Genomic DNA, 17,840 nt, shown 5'->3' with positions numbered 1-17,840 from the left:
GAAAACGCTGATTTTTACGGATTTTTTTATTATGTTTTTGTATAATATTTGTGTGTATCCGCGTTTTTGCAAAGCAAATCCGTTTCATCCGCGTCTCATTTATAGATAATTAAATATGAAATTAAAACTTCTTTTTACAACTGCATTTTTTTGCTGCACTTTCGTGAATGCACAAATGGCTAAGACCTTTTACAAACATGACAAATATCTTTCATCTGATAAATTGGAAGGACGTTTTGTGGGAACTAAAGGAAATAACGACGCCGCTGCATATATCAAAAAGTATTTTAAGAAATATGGATTACAGCAATTCAATGATAGTTATTATCAGCCTTTCAAAGTATTTGTCAAAGAAGGAATCAATAAAATGAAATCGGATAGTGTGGTAACACAAAACGTTGTAGGCTATATTGAAGGTTCAGATCCTAATTTGAAAAACGAATACATTGTAATCGGTGCGCATTACGATCACTGGGGCTGGGGCGGACAAGGTTCTGGAAGTAAAAAGAAAGAAGCTTTTGCCATTCATAACGGTGCAGATGATAATGCGTCTGGAGTTTCGGCTTTATTGTGCATTTTAGAAGAAATTTCAGGACAAAAAGTAAAGCCAAAAAGAAGCATCATTTTTATTTCGTTTAGCGGAGAAGAAGAAGGATTATTGGGTTCAAAGTATTTTATTAATCATCTCCCAGTTCCAAAAGAAGCTGTAAAAGTAATGCTCAATATGGATATGGTCGGAAGATTGAATGATAAAAAAGAACTTTATATGGGCGGAGCAGGAACTTTTCCGAATGGAGTTGAATTAATGAAAAAACTGCAAGAAAACTCAGGACTAAATCCTGTTATTCACGCAGGAGATGTAGGCGGTTCAGATCATGTTTCTTTTTACAAAGAATCCATTTCAGCTGTTGGTTTTCATACAGGCGGACATCCGCAATACCACACGCCAGACGATGATATTGAACTTATTAATTCAGATGGAGGAGCATTGGTGTCAAAATATATTTATAATGCCCTCACACAAATTGCTAATTATGAAGAAGCTTTGATTTTTATTAAACAGAATTAAACAAAGCATTATTCCATACAATAAATTAAGTCGACTAGTGAAATTAATGCCTGTTCAATTTCACATAAAAAGTTAAGTTAATTAGTTTTTGTTTTTTAAAAAGGCGGTGTCTATTAAATGTTATAGACGCCGTCTTTCATTTTAAAAGCCCATGAAGCCATGGCATCAATTACGGGCAGCAAGCCGGTTCCTGCACTGCTCAATTTATAAGTGACAAACGGAGGAACAACAGGTTTTGCTTCGCGAATAACCAATCCGTCTGCTTCTAGCTGTTTTAAATGCTGAATGAGCATTTTTTCTGTTACAGCTGGAATAGCTCTTTTTAATTCGCTATAACGTTTATCTCCAGTTGATAAATGATATAAAATAATAGGTTTCCAGTAGCCTCCAATTTTTTCCATCACAAAAGTCACGGGACATTTTTCCAACGCATACTGCTTGTTTTCCTGAATAGTAGACGATTCTTTAATTGCGGTCATAATACATACTTTAGGGTAAGTACTTGTATAAAAGTAAGTACAAAAATACCTTTGTCTTGTTAAATAAAAAAACATTTAAAGATGAAAATTATAATCTCAGGTTCATTAGGAAACATAGGAAAGCCATTAACGGCACAATTAGTACAATCAGGTCACGATGTAACCGTTATCAGCAGTAATGCAGATAGAAAATCTGCCATTGAAGAATTAGGCGCAAAAGCCGCAATTGGATCGGTTAATGATGCCGATTTTCTTTCTGAAATTTTTGCCAGTGCTGATGCTCTATTTGCCATGACACCTCCGAATATGGGCGGAGTAAATATTGTGAAGAATACTACAGATGCTGGTGCCGCTTTCGCGAAAGCAATCCAAACAGCCAAGATTAAGAGAGTAGTGATGCTAAGCAGCATTGGAGCCGATTTGCCAACAGGAAACGGACCAATTGCAGGATTGCATAATATCGAGAAGATTTACGAAAAATTAGACACTTCAATTACCTTTTTAAGAGCAGGATATTTCTATATTAATTTCTTTAATGATATCCCGATGATAAAAGGAGCAGGGATTATGGGGGCTAATTTCCCAGCGTCAAACCGTATTCCGTTAGTGCATCCAGAAGATATTGCAAACGCAGCTGCCGAAGAATTACAAAAAAGTACAGAAGGTAAAAACATCCGTTACATTATAAGTGATGTAAAAACGCCTTCAGAAATTGTAAAAGCATTTGGAACTGCTATTGGAAAACCAGAGCTTCCGTGGATTGAATTTACAGACGAACAATATTTTGGCGGAATGACTCAAGCCGGAGTTCCAGAAGAAATGGCAGGTTTATATACCGAAATGGGAACTGGATTAAGAAACGAAACCATTGCAGCCGATTTTTTAAAGAATGATGGAAATGCAACAGGTAAAATCAAATTAGAAGATTTTGCAAAAGAATTTGCTTCAAAATTCTAATTGCAAAAAAAATCAAGAGAGGAATTTTTCGCACACTGTTTACGCAAAGTATTCTATTGCTAATGTAGTTAAAATAATCTCCTAATGTCAATAGCTATCGGGAGCTAAGAGTAAAAACTTATTTATGAATTGCCTCCAGCTTTAGCTGGAAGTAATTCATAAATCACGATTCATAACTTATACGGAAAGTTTTTAGACTTAACTATTTTTCCTTTATCCGTAATCAGAACACAGCTGTAATCGGGAAATTTTTGAAGTAAAAGCAAACCTTCTTTCTGACCTAAAACCATCATAGAAGTGCTTAATCCGTTAGCGGTTTCGGCGTTTGGACCAAAGACTGTTACACTGCACAAACCAGTTGCAGGATAACCCGTTGCTGGATTTATAATATGTGAATATCTTTTTCCGTTAAAAACTACAAATTTTTCATAACTGCCAGAAGTTGTGACAGCACCTTCTTTAAGCGGAATTGCAGCTAAAATCTTTTCAGGCTTAAACGGATTTGTTATCCCGATTTTCCAATCTTTTCCGTTAGACTGTTTGCCCCAAGTGCTCATGTCTCCCGAGCCATTTATAATTCCGGCTTGAACCCCTTTTGCAATCATCATGGCGCGGCATTTATCAGTTGCATAACCTTCTCCTAAAGCGCCAAAACCAATTTTCATTCCTTTCAATTTCAAGAAAATAGTCGATTCTGTGCTGTCTAGGATAATGTTTTTGTAGCCGACTTTCTCAACCGATTTTTTTATGGCTTCCGCCGAAGGCATTTCGGTCATCGAACCGTCAAATTTCCAGATTCTGTCCATTGCTGCAAAACTGATGTCAAAACCACCATTTGTAATTTCAGAAAGTTTGATGGCTCTTTTAGTCAACTCAAAAACTTCTCGATCGACTTTTACAGGTTTTATTCCAGCATTCTGATTGATTTCAGAAACCTGAGTAGTAGGTTTCCAATCGGAGATTAAATATTCAATTCTAGTGATTTCAGCAATAACTTCATCTATATTTTTTTCCGCAGAAAGCGAATCTTTATCTACAATAGAAATATCAAAACGTCCGCCCATTAAGAGAGTCGTTCTTTTTCGTAATACTTGAGAATGTGCTGATAAACAGCAAACAATTACAAAAAACAATGAAATTTTATAGTATAATAATTTATGCATGATAATCTAGTCAAAAGTTGAAAGTCAAAAGTTAAAAGTTGAAAATCAGAAAATCAGCAATCAACAATCAACAATCAACAATCTACAATCTAAAATCTAAAATCAATAACAGTCCGTCAAAAATTGTTTATTGGCTTTGTATTCAGAGAGCGTTTTTAATCCTTTTGTTTTGCACAATTCACTTAAAATATTCTCAACATCTTTCTGCATTGCCAGTGAACCGCAAATCATAATGACACCATCTTTTTTCAATACATTCACGAAGAAATTGGCATCTCTTTTAATCAAATCCATTACATAAATATGTTCTGCTTCACGCGATAGCGCCACATGAAAATTATCCAAATATTCTTTCTGGATCATAATGTCAGCAAATTTTCTGTAAGCCATTAACGTTGGCGTTACCATTCTGAATCCGCTGTAAAGATGAAGCTCTTGTTTTGCTTTATTCTGTTCGATCATTCCTAAGAAAGGAGCAATTCCTGTTCCGTTAGAAATAAAAGCCACTTTAGAAGCTTTTTTCGGAAGATGAAAAGCAGGATTTTTAACAATCTGTGCTTTAATTATATTTCCAGGTTCTAAAGCATTCAAAAATCCTGAACCCAATCCGTTTGGATGTAATTTTACAACAAGCTGAATATTGCCAGAATGATTTCCGATAGAGTAGAGGCGCTCTCTAGAATCGTTGGCAGGATAAATTGCCAGTAAATCGCCTGAGCTAAATTTAGTTCTAGCATTAGATTTTAAAGTCAGAATAAAAGTATGCTCGGTTTCAGAAATTGGTGTTTTATCTAAAACCATAAATTTTTGCAGACCTTTTGGAACGTGGTTATATATTGACGGAGTCGTCGCCAACGGAATGCCCGTTTTTTCGCTCCATAATTTTACCCATTCTACAAATTCAACAGCCGATTTGTCATTGACCGTTTTCAAATCCAAATAACGATCTGCCCATTTTTGTTTTCCTAAAAGCTGATCTATTTCTATAGCAAACTGGCAAAAATCGGGATATGATTTTGAACCAAAACCAACTACAGAAAAATTAATGTTCTGTTCTTGATTTTGTTTTTCTATTAATGCTTTGAATTGCGTTCCGTTTGAAGGCGCATCTCCCAAACCGTGAGTTGACGTAAAAACGATAATATGTTCTGCTTTCGGATAAACTGAAAATTTATTCAATTCGCTAACAAAAACTCTTTGCCCATGATCAATTAATTGTTTCTGAATCGCATTAGCAAATCGGAACGTGCTTCCGTTTTCTGAACCTACTAAAAGTATAAAAGTACTTTCGTTTGCTTTAAATTTATTTTTAATTCGGCTTGACCTTCTTTTTAAAGTAATGGCAAAACCCGAATAGATAAAGAATAAAATATTAATGCAGGCAATTGCTAAAATAACAGCCCAGATTCCGTTAATTCTTCCTGTATGAAGATCAAGACTTAATGCCGCAAATTGCGCCGTCATTGGCGATAGTTTTTCAGAAATTACAGCTCCTGTAACCTGATTTACTTCAATTTCTCTGTCTTTTAATTCAATGATATAATATTCTTCAGGATCATCTGTAAAAGGAAATTCTATTTTCTTTACATCAGATAATAAAGTGGTATTGAAAATTGAAACTGTTTTAGCTTTTTCTGAAAGTTCTGTTTTTACAGGTTTTGCTTTTTCTTCGCCCATAAAAAAGTTGAATCTTTCCAGAGATAAAAAAGTTCCCGTTAATGCAATAATCAAAATCGGAATTAAAGCCAATCTTCCTAAAAGAACATGATAGTATTGAGCAAAATATTCTTTGATTATTTTAGAAAAGAAATTTCGAATGCCGCGCTGTCTTTTCAAAACTAGAACAAAACCCGAAATGGCTATTAATAACAAGCAAAAAGAAATTACGCCCACAAAAAAACGTCCTGCTTCATGAAGAAATAGTGAACGGTGCAAACTCGTAATCCAGTTTATGAATTCGGTTTTCTTTGCAGGAGTTCCTAATGCTTTTCCTGTTTTTGGATTAATGTATGCTTTAACGTCGTTTCCGTTTGCATCAATGGCTTGAAGCGTTACAAACTGATTGTAATCTACACTCAATTCTGTAATTTCAGAATACTCTTTCTTTAAAATTGATAGCGTTTCGCCTAGCGTTATTTCATTAAAATTTTCAGCTTTATACGGAAGTGTTTTTTCCTGAACTGCATCGACCGCCAGAATAATTCCGGTTACCGAAGCCAAAAGCAAAAAAATAGAAGAAAATAAGGCTAGAGCCAAGTGTGCGTAACGCCAAAAAGAAAGAGTCATGGAGTGTATTCTATTATAAAACGTTTAAAGCTTTGTCAAAGTTTACAACAATGACAAAGCTCAGATTTTAAATCTAAGCACAAAAATAAAATTTGTGCTCATTATAAGGTTAAAAAATAATGTGCTTAAGATTATATTTTGTTTAATCTTACATATTTAATGTAGCCTTTACCATCTGTTTTTTCAGCCAGACCTTCTGTCGTAAGGGGAACTTCAAGATCGCTTACGTAGTATTTCTGATCTTCTACAGCCGATTCAAATCGCAATTTATATCCTTTGTTTATTTTAGAATTCTCAATTTCGATTGTAGTTACACTGCGGTCACCACCTGTTACAGAAGCACCAGTTTTGGCACTAATATCTTCATTTTTCTTTGAGTGGAATTTATTCCATTCTTTTAATGATTTGTACCATTTTTTATCATCGCCCATTACATAAAGTGTTTTTTCATATTCACCAGCCGAATTAACCAAAGAAACAACGATATAAGCGCCTTCTCCCATATAGTTGTTCATTTGAAGCATGATTTTATATTTGCTCGATTGTGCTTGAGATTGGAAAGAAACTAAAAAGATAAAAGCGCTTGTAAAAGCAATTTTTAATATTGATTTCATGAAATTTAGTTATAAATTATAAATAATTAGTTATGAGTTTTGAATTATTTATGAGCTTCATTTTTAACTCCTAATTCATAACTCAAAACTCATAACTATGTAAAAGTTATTTTAAAAACTCAACTGAGATATTATTTTTGGTAAGCACTTCATTTTCTTTAGCCAAAGCGTAAGCCGTTTCGTCAAATTCTGTGCTGATGTCTTTTTTAGCTCCAGCAGAAACTAAATATTTTAAAATAGCATCATCTTTAGAAGTCATCGCCGCTCTGTGTAAAGCCGTTAAACCATCTTTATTTTTAGCATTGATGTCCACTTTTAAATCGGTAATTTTTTTAAGAAGCGAAACATCGTTTTTAGTAATCGCTAAATGATATAAAGTGTTTCCATCGTTTTGAGGAGCTGCTAAGTCCAAACCTTTTTCTTGAAGCAGTTTTGCTTTTGCATCAAAAGGATCTGTTGCAGCTTTTTCTCTTCCTGCCGGACGATAAGATTGTACTAAATAAACGCCTAAGTTGTTTCCGTCTTTGTCTTTTACATTTACATCAGCACCTTTAGCCAAAAGTAAATTTACAGCTTCTGGAGATCCGTTTTTTACAGCAAAAGTCAAAGCCGATTCTCCTTTCAGATTCTGAGCATTGATGTTTTTAACTTTTGGAAGGAAAAGTTCTAAAACTCCCGTTTCTCTTGCAGATGCAGCAGCCATTAATGGAGTATTTCCTTCTTTGTCGGCTTTGTTTAGATCAACTCCTTTTGCTAAAAAATATTGAATAATCTCTGTCTGATTTGGTTTTCCAGCCAAAAGATGCAATACGTTTTGTCCTGCTTTGTTTTGAGCTGTAGCTTTAATTTTTACTTCTTCAACCAAATATTTATAAGTTTCAAGAGTATTTGTCTCTCTTCGGCTTCCTTGTGCAGCAAATAAAAGAGCGGTGTCTGTTGGTTTAATTCCTTTTTCTAAAAGTTTTTTCAGAAGAGCAATATTTCCAGATCTTGCAGCATAAGTAAAAGCGGTGTTTCCGTCGCTGTCAACATCTTTTAAAGACATTCCTTTAGTAGAAAAATATTCTGCAGCTTTTAAATCCTTATCAGAAGCAATAGCCAAAAGCAAAAGGTTTGCGCCATTTGCATATTTTTTCGTCGGATTAAGACCTGCTTTAAAGAAAGCATCATACATTGCTGGATTTGACTGGCCATTTGAAGCAGCAAAATCAGCTGGAGCTGTTCCGTGGCTGTCTTCAAAGTTTACATCAGAGCCTTTTCCAATTAAATATTGTACTAATTCAGTATTGCCTCTATTGGCAGCCCAGTGCAGATAAATGCGATTATCGTGAGTCAGTTTTGTAATTGAGTTTCCAGGCTGTTCTACTAAAAATTTGATTGTTGCAAAAGGAGCATCGTTATTTATGGCTAAGGTAGTAACGTCAAACGCATTGGCATTAGCTTCAGCTGGGTTATTTCCTTTGGCGATTTCCGCCTGAACCGTTTCAACAGTTGGAGAAGTTTTCCAGAAAGCAGCATCTAACAATGAGTTTTTTTGCTGGGCACTTACAAATAAAGTAGCAGCAAATGCAAAAGAAACAAAAAGATTCTTTTTCATATTTTGATAATTTATGGTTTTTGAGTTGTACAAGATTAATTTAATTTGTTGGAAATTCTTATTCTATTTAGAATAAATAAAAATAAAAGCAAATGTAAAAATTTATATTCTTAATGCAAGAATAATTTACTGTAAAAAGGCATTTTAACTTCAGTTTTGCCCAAAAATTAAAAATTGCTTAAGTCCATTTTAATTTTGTTTTATTTTAATATGTTTTTGGACAATAATTGATGTCAGTTTTTAGGATTGTTTTCTTCTTTTAGGCGTTATGAATTTTGAAATGTTAATTTAGTTAAGCATTATAGTTTTTTATGCTGATTTTGCTGTGTTTTGAAAGCTTTTTGCAGATGTGTTTGTTTTAAATATCTGTAATAAAGAATGTTATGTTTTTCCGGTAAATGATATTATTTAGAATTATTATCAATAGAAAGCTTTTTTTCAATTGAAATTGTCTTTCAAATTTCTATTTTAAAAAAATTAAATGTTGATAACTGCTTTTGCTTTTGATCTCAAAAAGCACCTTTTTTCATGTTGATAACTTGACTTTAATTTTAGTGAAAATGCTAGTTCATTGCGAATTAGAACTTATTATTTTCATGTTGATAAGATTTCTAAAATCACTGTTTTTTGAAGTTTTAAAACTGTTGATAATTGGACAGATTTTTAACATCTAAAACTAGACAAAAGAATAACTCTGGGCTAAATTTGTAATTATAGAAATCACGCTAATACCACTCCCCAACTTGAGCGCTCGTATTTCTATTTCAAAGTAGTCACTTAAAACTCTATATATTATGTCAATTTTCGATAAAAGGATCAATTATAAACCTTTTGAATATCCTGAGGTTCTGCAATTTACCGAAGCGATTAATAAAGCTTACTGGGTACACACTGAAGTAGATTTTACTGCCGATACGCAAGATTTTCATGCGCATTTAAATCTGGCTGAAAAAACGGCAATCAAAAATAGTTTATTAGCAATCGCTCAGATTGAGGTAGCTGTAAAAAGTTTTTGGGGCAATATATATGAGCATTTTCCAAAGCCAGAATTCAACGGTTTGGGAACTACTTTTGCAGAATGTGAATTTAGACATTCTGAAGCGTATTCTCGTTTGTTGGAAGTTTTAGGTTATAATGATGAATTTGAGAAATTATTGGATGTTCCTGTTATCCGCAGACGTGTAGATTATCTTTCTAATGTATTAAAAGACACTAAATCTCAGGATAACAGAAAATATATGGTTTCGTTGATTCTCTTCAGTATCTTAATAGAAAACGTTTCGTTGTTTAGCCAATTTGCCATTTTGTTGTCTTTCACAAGATTCAAAGGTTATATGAAAAATGTGAGTAATATTATTGCTTGGACTTCAATCGATGAGCAGATTCATGCCAATGGCGGAATTTATATCATCAATAAAATCCGTGAAGAATTCCCAGAATATTTTGATACAGAAACTTTAGAATTGGTAAGAGAAACGGTTAAAGAATCTATTGGTGTTGAAGCTGATATTTTAGATTGGATTTTTGAAAATGGTGCTGTTGAAACTATAAATAAAGAAGATTTGGTAAACTTCATGAAATTTAGAATTGACGAGAGTTTGAAACAAATCAATATCGAAACTATTTTTAATGTTTCTCCAGAAGAATACTCAAAAATGACTTGGTTTGAAGAAGAGGTTTTTGCAAATAGTCTAGATGATTTCTTTGCAAAACGTCCTGTAGAATATACAAAACACGATAAAAGTATCACTGCAAACGATCTTTTTTAATACAAGCCTATAATACATTATGAATACAACAGACATAAACCCTGAAAACAACAATTTTGAACCACAAAACGGCACTAAAATGTGGTGGAAAAATTCTGAAAGTGAACAGATTTTAAACCGCGGTTATCTTTTAAAAGGAGAAACTGTAGAAGGAGCAATTGATAGAATTTGTACAGCCGCAGCTAGAAGGCTTTACAAACCAGAATTGAAAGAATCTTTCATGGAAATGATCGAAAGAGGTTGGATGAGTATCAGTTCGCCAGTTTGGGCCAATATGGGAACAGAAAGAGGTCTTCCAATTTCTTGTTTTAATGTGCATGTTCCAGATAAAATTGAGGGCATTACACATAAATTGGGTGAAGTAATTATGCAGACCAAAATTGGAGGCGGAACTTCTGGTTATTTTGGTGAACTACGCGAACGCGGAAGTGCTGTAACTGATAACGGAAAGAGTAGTGGAGCAGTGAGTTTCATGAAGCTTTTTGACACGGCTATGGATACCATTTCTCAAGGTGGAGTCCGTCGTGGTGCGTTTGCTGCTTATTTAGATGTCGATCATCCAGATATCGAGGAGTTTTTGAAAATTAAGAGTATCGGAAACCCAATTCAAAATTTGTTTACCGGAATCTGTGTGCCAGATTACTGGATGCAGGAAATGATCGATGGAGATGCAGAAAAAAGACAAATTTGGGCGAAAGTATTAGAAAGCCGTCAGCAAAAAGGATTGCCGTATATTTTCTTTAGTGACAACGTAAATAAAAATAAACCACAAGTTTATAAAGATCAAAATCTTAGAATCAACGCAAGTAATTTATGCAGTGAGATTATGCTTCCATCAACTCATGACGAATCATTTATTTGTTGTCTTTCTTCAATGAATTTAGAGCTTTATGAAGAATGGAAAGATACTGAAGCAGTAAAATTGGCGATCTTTTTCTTAGATGCTGTTTTACAGGAATTTATCGAAAAAACAGAAGGTAACTATTACCTTTCTGCAGCAAATAAATTTGCTAAAAGACACCGTGCGCTTGGTTTAGGTGTTTTAGGATGGCATTCTTATTTGCAGAAAAATATGATTCCGTTTGAAGGAATGGAGGCTAAAATGAAAACAACTGAAATTTTCAAACATATTAGTGATAAAGCCGATAAAGCAAGTCAAGAATTGGCTAGAATTTACGGTGAGCCAGAATTGCTAAAAGGTTACGGAAGACGTAATACAACTACAATGGCAATTGCTCCAACCACATCTTCTTCCGCAATTTTAGGACAGACTTCGCCAGGAATTGAGCCTTTCAGCAGTAATTATTACAAAGCTGGATTGAGCAAGGGTAATTTCATGCGTAAAAATAAATACCTTAAGAAGCTGTTAGAAGAAAAAGGTTTAGATAACGAAGAAGTTTGGAGAGGAATTATGTTAAACGGAGGAAGTGTTCAGCATATGGAACAATTGACTCAACAGGAAAAAGATGTTTTTAAAACATTCAAAGAAATCAGTCAGTTAGAAATTGTACAGCAAGCAGGAATTCGTCAGAAATTTGTAGATCAAGGACAAAGTTTAAATCTTAATATTCCAGCAGAATTGGCAATTAAAGATGTAAACCGTTTAATGATTGAAGCTTGGCAACAAGGAGTAAAAAGTTTGTACTACCAAAGAAGCCAAAGTGTTTCTAAAGAATTAGTAACAAGCCTTGTTTCTTGCAGCAGTTGTGAATCATAAAAATCAAAACCGGATCTTAAATTAGATTCGGTTTTTTTATTTAGAATGTGTCAGAAAGTTTCACGCAGATTTTACAGATTTAGCGGATTTTTAAGTAGAAGCTTTTACGTACTGTTTGTCATGTCGACGAAGGAGACATCTCCACAAGTCGCTCCGCAATCAAAATAAAAGATTTTATACTTGGAATTTCATACTGTTTGTCATTCCTGTAAAGGTTAGATAATTCGGTAACAAAATTTAACTTTAATAAATTTTGTTAAGATGAGAAATAATAGTCAAGATTCGACTTTAGAGCGAAACTATTTAGAGAAGTATCGTTTTTTAATAAAAGAATATGAACAGGTAAAAAACAAAACACATCCATTGTATAAAAAGGCAATGGATTTTTATGCAGCAAATGACACGTGCAGAAAAAGTTTTTTAAAATATTATAACCGCTATAAGCAAAGTGGCAAGGCTTTAGATTTATTGCCTCAAAAGCGGGGTCCAAAATATAAAACCAGACGTCCTTTGCCTTTTATAGAGCAAAAAGTAATTGAATTAAGAGAAAAAGGAAACAACAGATATGAAATTGTTAGTATCTTAAATCCCAAATTAGGAAAACATACACCATCATATTCTGGAGTTTACAATATTTTAAAACGACATAAAATAAATAGATTAACTCCGAAGATTAAAAAGAATCATCAGAAAATAATCAAAGAAAGAATGGGACAGCTGGGTCATATTGATTGTCATTATTTAAGTAAAAGCATAATTCGCGGAGAAAACAAAAAACTCTATTTAGTCTGTGTAATTGATGATTACAGCCGGATTGCCTGGGCAGAATTGGTTCCTGACATTACCAGTTTAACTGTAATGTTTGCGTCATTAAAATGCTTAAACATCCTAAGCAGCCATTATGAAATAAAATTTGAAGAGATATTATCTGATAATGGCGCTGAATTTGGAATAAAAACAAGTAAAGTAAAGCACCAGCATCCTTTTGAAAGAATGCTGATGGAACTTGGAATCATACACAGATATACAAGACCTTACCGTCCGCAGACAAATGGCAAAGTAGAAAGATTTTGGAGAACTCTGGAAGAGGATTTATTGAGAGATACAGATTTTGATTCTCAAGAAGAACTAAAAGAAGAATTGCTGCAATATTTATATTATTACAATCATGAAAGACCACATCAGGGAATTGATGGAAAAAAGCCAATCGAAATGATAAATCCGTTACCGAAATAAGTAACTTTTACAATTCCGAGGAACGAGGAATCTCGATAGTAGCTCCGCAATCAAAATCAAACTTTCGACTTCAACCGACTCAAAGTTTCCTGAGAAATATTAATATAAGAAGCCACAATTTTATTCGGCAATCTTTTTACAATCGCTGGATTTATTTTCAAAAGCTGATTATATCTTTCCAAAGCATCCATCGTGGTAAATGACATTAATCGATTGGCATTATTCACGTACGCTTTTTCCAGATAATTGCTGTAAAACTCACGCCATTGCGGAACAATTTCCATTAAATGATTAAAATCTTCATGGGAAATGCTCAGCAATTCTGATTTCTCCACAACCTGAATGTTTTCAAGCGCTGGCATTTTAGTTATAAAACTTACTAAAGCCGTAGCAAACTGATTTTCAAAAGCAATATATCGGGTGGCATCTTTTCCTTCTTCATTAATAAAAAAGATTCTTAAACAGCCTTTTGCAACAAAAAAAGTTTCTTGGCTAATTTGGCCTTGAGCCAGCAAAATCTCGTTTTTTCCTTTTTTGATAAGTTTAAAATAGGAGAGAATAGTTTCTAAATCTTCATCAGAAACATTTATGCTTTTTCGAATGGAATTGCCAAGTTGTTCGTATATCATTTAATTGTAATCTCTAACGAATTTGCGATAATAGATAATATCTTCAATAGATAAAACCGCCAAATCGCGTTCTTGTGCAAAGCTAATGATTTTGTCTAGTTTCGCAATGCTTCCGTCTTCGTTCATTAATTCGCAAAGGACAGCTTCGGGTTGCAAACCTGCTAATTTCATTAAATCGACACTTCCTTCTGTATGGCCGTTTCGTCCTAAAACGCCATTATCATTTGCTCTAAGCGGGAAAATATGTCCAGGTTTAGCCAGATCTTTTGGTTTTCCATTTTTTGCAATTGCAGTTTTTATAGTTGTAATTCTGTCTTTTGCAGAAACGCCTGTTGTTACTCCATTTTTTGCTTCAATCGTAATGGTAAAAGGAGTTTGAAAGCTGCTTGTGTTTTCTTTTACCATATAAGGAAGTTCCAATTCATCGGCTTTTTCATTCGTCAAGCAAAGACAGACAATGCCACTGCATTCGCGAATCATTAACGCCATATCCTGAACATTTATGTGTTGCGCAGAAAAGATAAGGTCGCCTTCATTTTCGCGATTTTCATCGTCGGTTACCAAAACTCCTTTTCCGCTTCTTAGCTGTTCCAAAGCATTTTCAACACGCTCTTTACTTGAAATTCCAAATTGCACTAACGGACTTAATTCTGTACTTATCATAAAAAGTTTTTAGAAATAATAAGAAACAAATCTAAAGCGGTTTAAAACCAAAAAGTTTGATATAAGTCAATAAATTGATGTTCTATTTTTTTAAGGTTAATCTAATTTAGTTGTCATAAAATCTTAATTTAGTACCCGAATTCTATCATCCAAAATCCAATAAATACCTTCAAATGGAGAATATTACTGTAATCATAATGCTGCTTTTCGGTGTAGCTTTTCTTAGTCTTGTTAGCAAAAGATACAATTTCCCGATTCCGATTGTTTTGGTCTTATGTGGCGTTGTAATTAGTATTGTTCCAGGACTTCCTGTAATTGCTTTAAGTCCAGAAATTGTATTTATAATATTTTTACCGCCTCTTTTATATCACGCCGCGTGGCACACTAGTTGGTCCGATTTTAAGCAATCGATTCGTCCGATAACTTTTGCTGCTGTAGGTTTAGTTTTTTTTACCACAGGATTAGTCGCTGTTTTTGCGCATTGGCTTATAGATGATATGTCTTGGCCATTAGCTTTTTTGCTTGGTGCCATTGTTTCGCCGCCAGATGCGGTTTCGGCAACAGCCATTACAAAAGGTTTAGGGCTTAATCCGAGATTAATCGCTATTCTAGAAGGAGAAAGTTTAGTAAACGACGCTAGTGGTCTTGTGGCATATAAATATGCGCTTACGGCAATTACAGCAGGGAATTTTGTTCTGTGGCAAGCTGGATTAAATTTTGTATTGATGTCGGTTTTGGGAATCGCAATAGGTTTGGCTGTTGGATACATCATGTTCTACATTCATAAAAGATTCGTTTGCGACGATATTATCGAAGTGACATTGACGTTATTGACGCCATTTGCTTCCTATTTGCTTGCAGAACATTTTGAAGGCTCAGGAGTTTTGGCTGTAGTGACAACAGGTCTTTTTCTGGCAGCAAGATCGGGAACCATCTTTTCTCACGAAAGCCGAATTATGACCAATACGATTTGGGATGTTTTAAATAATATTCTGAACGGTTTAATTTTTATTTTAATCGGACTTCAATTAAGACAGATTATTGCAGGAATCAGCAATTATTCTGGCAATTCTTTATTTATCTGGGGAGCGGTTATAAGTATCGTAGTGATTTTAGTTCGTTTCTTATGGGTTGTTCCTGCAACGATGATTCCGAGAATGCTTAGTAAAAGAATTCGTGAAAAGGAAGCATTTGACTATCGAAACATGATCATTTTTGGCTGGTCGGGAATGCGTGGAGTGGTTTCTATGGCAGCAGCTTTGGCGCTTCCGCTAATGTTGAATAAAACAGAAGAATTTCCGCTTCGAAATTTAATCATATACTTAGTTTTTTGCGTTATTCTTTCAACTTTGGTTATACAAGGTCTTACACTTCCGTGGCTGATTAAAAAGCTTAAAATTGAGCGTTATTCGATACTTGCAGAAGAATATAACATTCGAAATGTGATCGTCTCTGAAACTATCGCACATATTGAAGATAATTTCTCACTACTGAATGACGAACTTTTACATAATATTAAAAGCAAATATGAAGTAAAATTCAATCGCCTTCAAAAAACCGAACTTCCTGCTAATTTCTTCGGAAATGGAAAACTTCTTGGAGGAGAAATCTTTAATGATTTCACGAAAATTCAGATCGATTTACTGAATGTAGAACGTGCAAAATTAGAATCAATGCATAAATCGGGTTCTGTAAACGAAGAAATCTTCCGTAAAATAGAAAAAGAATTGGATTTGGAAGAAACCCGTTTGTGGATGGAAATGTACGAGGAAAATTAATTGTTAATGATTAATGGTGAATTGTAAATGGCGAATTGTGAATTAAGCTTTACGCAAAGTGTAAATTAATAATTCACCATTTACAATTAATAATTAAATAACCCCCATTTTCTGCATTAGGAAAGTTGCGCTTTTGTTTTTGCAGATTCCGTTTCGGAGTTTATAATCGAAATGTAAATCGTTGTTTCGAATCTCAACTTCGAAACATTGATTGGTTAAAATTTCAGGATATTCATTTGTGGTCAGACAAACTTCGATGTCGTGAGTTGCGATGGCGCCAATTGCTTTTTTAGAAATTATCTTTTTTACCACTTCTATTGTTCCATTTCTTTTATCATCAGAGTTTGTACCTCTTAAAATCTCATCCAATAAAACAAATGCAGGCTGATTTTCAAGTGCATCCATAATTTGTTTTAAGCGTTTGATTTCAGCAAAAAAGTAAGACTCAGAATCAGATAAAGAATCAGATAATCGCATTGAAACCAATACAGGAAGCGGATGCACTTTAGCTTCTGATGCACAAACTACAGAACCTATTCCGCTAAGTACCATGTTGATACCTAAACTTCTTAAGAACGTACTTTTTCCAGACATATTAGATCCAGTCAAAATCACAAAAGATTGTGGATGAAATTGAGTGTCGTTTCCAACTCTTGTGGCAGGATTCAATAATGGATGGCTAAGATTTTTAAACTCAATTTTATAATCAGAATTGATTTCAGGAAAAACGAAATCTTCATTGTTATACGCCAAATTTGCCAGACTGTTTAGCGCTTCAATTTCGCCAATAATAGAAACCCAATGATTCATTTCTGAAGCATAATCTTCTTTCCATTTTAATAATGCTTTTAAAACATGAAGATTAAATAAAAATGTTCCGTTGAATAAAGTGGCTGTTACAAAGTTATTTACCGTATCCATTCTTGAAAACAACTCAGAAAGCTGTTTTAAATGCTGGCTCGCTTTGGCATTCTTGAAATTCAATTGTTCTTGTAAACGAAGTAACTTTTTAGATTGGAAAGATTCACGTTCAATTTTTTCAATCAATAAACTATATTGCTTTATGATGTTAGCGACATTATCCGCTTTTGCAATTTCCGATTGAATTCTCTTTACAGCTCTTCCCAAAACAATTAAATTGGCAATAAAGACATACGTCAAATAAGAAAGTATAATGGTTTTTGATGTAATAAAATACGCAGCTAGAAATCCAAAAAAGGTTACTGGAAGAATAAATGATAGTGCAACTAAAACTTTAGGTAGCGAATTGTTTGTAAAAGAAGTCCAATGTTTTATTGCTTCGTAAGATTGTTTAGAATCTTCACTTATAATTGCTAAAGCCTGGAATTCCTGTCTCCAATCTACTTTATTTTTCAATTCGTTTATTGCTTCCTGATTTTCTAAAATTTCAGCTTCTGGAAGCGTATGAAGCAATAGTTCTGCAAGTGTTTTTTTTCCGATAAAAGAAGCTGTTCGGTTTAGATTTTGAAATAAAGAATGTTCTCCAAAAATATCCAAATCATAAGCATAAGGATGATGAAAATCGATAAATTCGGCTCCATTTTCAAAAGGTGTTTTTTCTCTTTTTAGAAAAGAAATTTCATTCTTATTGATTTTTAGCAGCGTTTCTGCAAGCAATCTTTGAAATGACACTCTCGAATGTATTCTCATAAAAAAAATAAAACCAGCAAAAGACAAAACAGCTAGAATAACATAAAGTATTTGATCTGTTTTGATGTAGTAAAACATAAAAAACAAGAAAAGGGCAATACTTAATAGCCTTAAAAGACTTATGCTGTTGTATTTTTTGTTGGTTTTATTGTAGAGTTCTGAGTATTTTGCAACGTTGTCTGGATATGCTTTCATTCTATTATTTTGCTTGA

The 17,840-nt window shown here is 33.8% G+C and carries 14 protein-coding genes; 6 read left to right on the top strand and 8 right to left on the bottom strand.

Annotated features, from left to right (window positions below; all coding sequences use genetic code 11):
• Positions 1–115: 115 nt before the first annotated feature.
• On the top strand, positions 116–1,069 hold the full coding sequence (locus ACNRYB_RS18445) for a M20/M25/M40 family metallo-hydrolase (RefSeq protein ID WP_473728264.1): 954 nt from the start codon (positions 116–118) through the stop codon (positions 1,067–1,069).
• A gap of 113 nt (positions 1,070–1,182) precedes the next feature.
• Here the strand turns inward: ACNRYB_RS18445 and ACNRYB_RS18440 are convergent, their stop codons facing one another.
• A complete protein-coding gene (locus ACNRYB_RS18440) occupies positions 1,183–1,548 on the bottom strand; it encodes a winged helix-turn-helix transcriptional regulator (protein ID WP_473728263.1) in 366 nt (121 codons plus the stop codon).
• Between the two features lie 81 nt (positions 1,549–1,629).
• Between ACNRYB_RS18440 and ACNRYB_RS18435 the strand changes: the two genes are divergently transcribed.
• Positions 1,630–2,505 (top strand): NmrA family NAD(P)-binding protein, encoded by an 876-nt coding sequence (locus ACNRYB_RS18435; protein WP_473728262.1) that lies wholly within the window; start codon positions 1,630–1,632, stop codon positions 2,503–2,505.
• A gap of 170 nt (positions 2,506–2,675) precedes the next feature.
• Here ACNRYB_RS18435 and ACNRYB_RS18430 read toward each other — a convergent pair whose 3' ends face one another.
• From ACNRYB_RS18430 to ACNRYB_RS18415, 4 genes are all read right to left on the bottom strand, one after another.
• The gene (locus ACNRYB_RS18430) at positions 2,676–3,668 is read right to left on the bottom strand and encodes an FAD:protein FMN transferase (RefSeq protein WP_473728261.1); all 993 of its coding nucleotides are present in this window, start codon (positions 3,666–3,668) and stop codon (positions 2,676–2,678) included.
• Between the two features lie 102 nt (positions 3,669–3,770).
• Positions 3,771–5,954, bottom strand: coding sequence for a PepSY domain-containing protein (locus tag ACNRYB_RS18425; protein ID WP_473728260.1), 2,184 nt, complete (start codon positions 5,952–5,954; stop codon positions 3,771–3,773).
• A 131-nt stretch (positions 5,955–6,085) separates the two neighbouring features.
• Positions 6,086–6,568: a DUF2271 domain-containing protein gene (locus tag ACNRYB_RS18420; RefSeq protein ID WP_473728259.1), complete on the bottom strand. Its 483-nt coding sequence runs from the start codon at positions 6,566–6,568 to the stop codon at positions 6,086–6,088.
• A gap of 106 nt (positions 6,569–6,674) precedes the next feature.
• Positions 6,675–8,165: an ankyrin repeat domain-containing protein gene (locus ACNRYB_RS18415; protein ID WP_473728258.1), complete on the bottom strand. Its 1,491-nt coding sequence runs from the start codon at positions 8,163–8,165 to the stop codon at positions 6,675–6,677.
• Between the two features lie 794 nt (positions 8,166–8,959).
• Here ACNRYB_RS18415 and ACNRYB_RS18410 point away from each other — a divergent pair.
• The 3 genes from ACNRYB_RS18410 (at position 8,960) to ACNRYB_RS18400 (ending at position 12,887) form a co-directional block, all read left to right on the top strand.
• A complete protein-coding gene (locus ACNRYB_RS18410) occupies positions 8,960–9,934 on the top strand; it encodes a ribonucleotide-diphosphate reductase subunit beta (RefSeq protein WP_473728257.1) in 975 nt (324 codons plus the stop codon).
• A gap of 19 nt (positions 9,935–9,953) precedes the next feature.
• On the top strand, positions 9,954–11,651 hold the full coding sequence (locus ACNRYB_RS18405) for a ribonucleoside-diphosphate reductase subunit alpha (RefSeq protein ID WP_129746983.1): 1,698 nt from the start codon (positions 9,954–9,956) through the stop codon (positions 11,649–11,651).
• A gap of 261 nt (positions 11,652–11,912) precedes the next feature.
• Positions 11,913–12,887: an integrase core domain-containing protein gene (locus ACNRYB_RS18400; protein ID WP_473728256.1), complete on the top strand. Its 975-nt coding sequence runs from the start codon at positions 11,913–11,915 to the stop codon at positions 12,885–12,887.
• A gap of 56 nt (positions 12,888–12,943) precedes the next feature.
• On the opposite strand, the gene ACNRYB_RS18395 is transcribed toward ACNRYB_RS18400, so the two are convergent.
• Both ACNRYB_RS18395 and ribB read right to left on the bottom strand, forming a co-directional pair.
• Positions 12,944–13,516 (bottom strand): Crp/Fnr family transcriptional regulator, encoded by a 573-nt coding sequence (locus ACNRYB_RS18395; RefSeq protein WP_185957099.1) that lies wholly within the window; start codon positions 13,514–13,516, stop codon positions 12,944–12,946.
• The gene (gene ribB / locus ACNRYB_RS18390; protein WP_473728255.1) at positions 13,517–14,179 is read right to left on the bottom strand and encodes a 3,4-dihydroxy-2-butanone-4-phosphate synthase; all 663 of its coding nucleotides are present in this window, start codon (positions 14,177–14,179) and stop codon (positions 13,517–13,519) included.
• A 173-nt stretch (positions 14,180–14,352) separates the two neighbouring features.
• Here ribB and ACNRYB_RS18385 point away from each other — a divergent pair, with 173 nt between their 5' ends.
• Positions 14,353–15,957, top strand: coding sequence for a Na+/H+ antiporter (locus tag ACNRYB_RS18385; protein ID WP_473728254.1), 1,605 nt, complete (start codon positions 14,353–14,355; stop codon positions 15,955–15,957).
• A 93-nt stretch (positions 15,958–16,050) separates the two neighbouring features.
• On the opposite strand, the gene ACNRYB_RS18380 is transcribed toward ACNRYB_RS18385, so the two are convergent.
• The gene (locus ACNRYB_RS18380) at positions 16,051–17,823 is read right to left on the bottom strand and encodes a MutS-related protein (protein WP_473728253.1); all 1,773 of its coding nucleotides are present in this window, start codon (positions 17,821–17,823) and stop codon (positions 16,051–16,053) included.
• Positions 17,824–17,840: the final 17 nt, after the last annotated feature.

This window comes from Flavobacterium sp. CR10 (genome assembly GCF_055814415.1).
The sequence above is the reverse complement of the archived record's forward strand: the minus strand, read 5'-3'. Positions and strand labels throughout refer to the sequence as shown.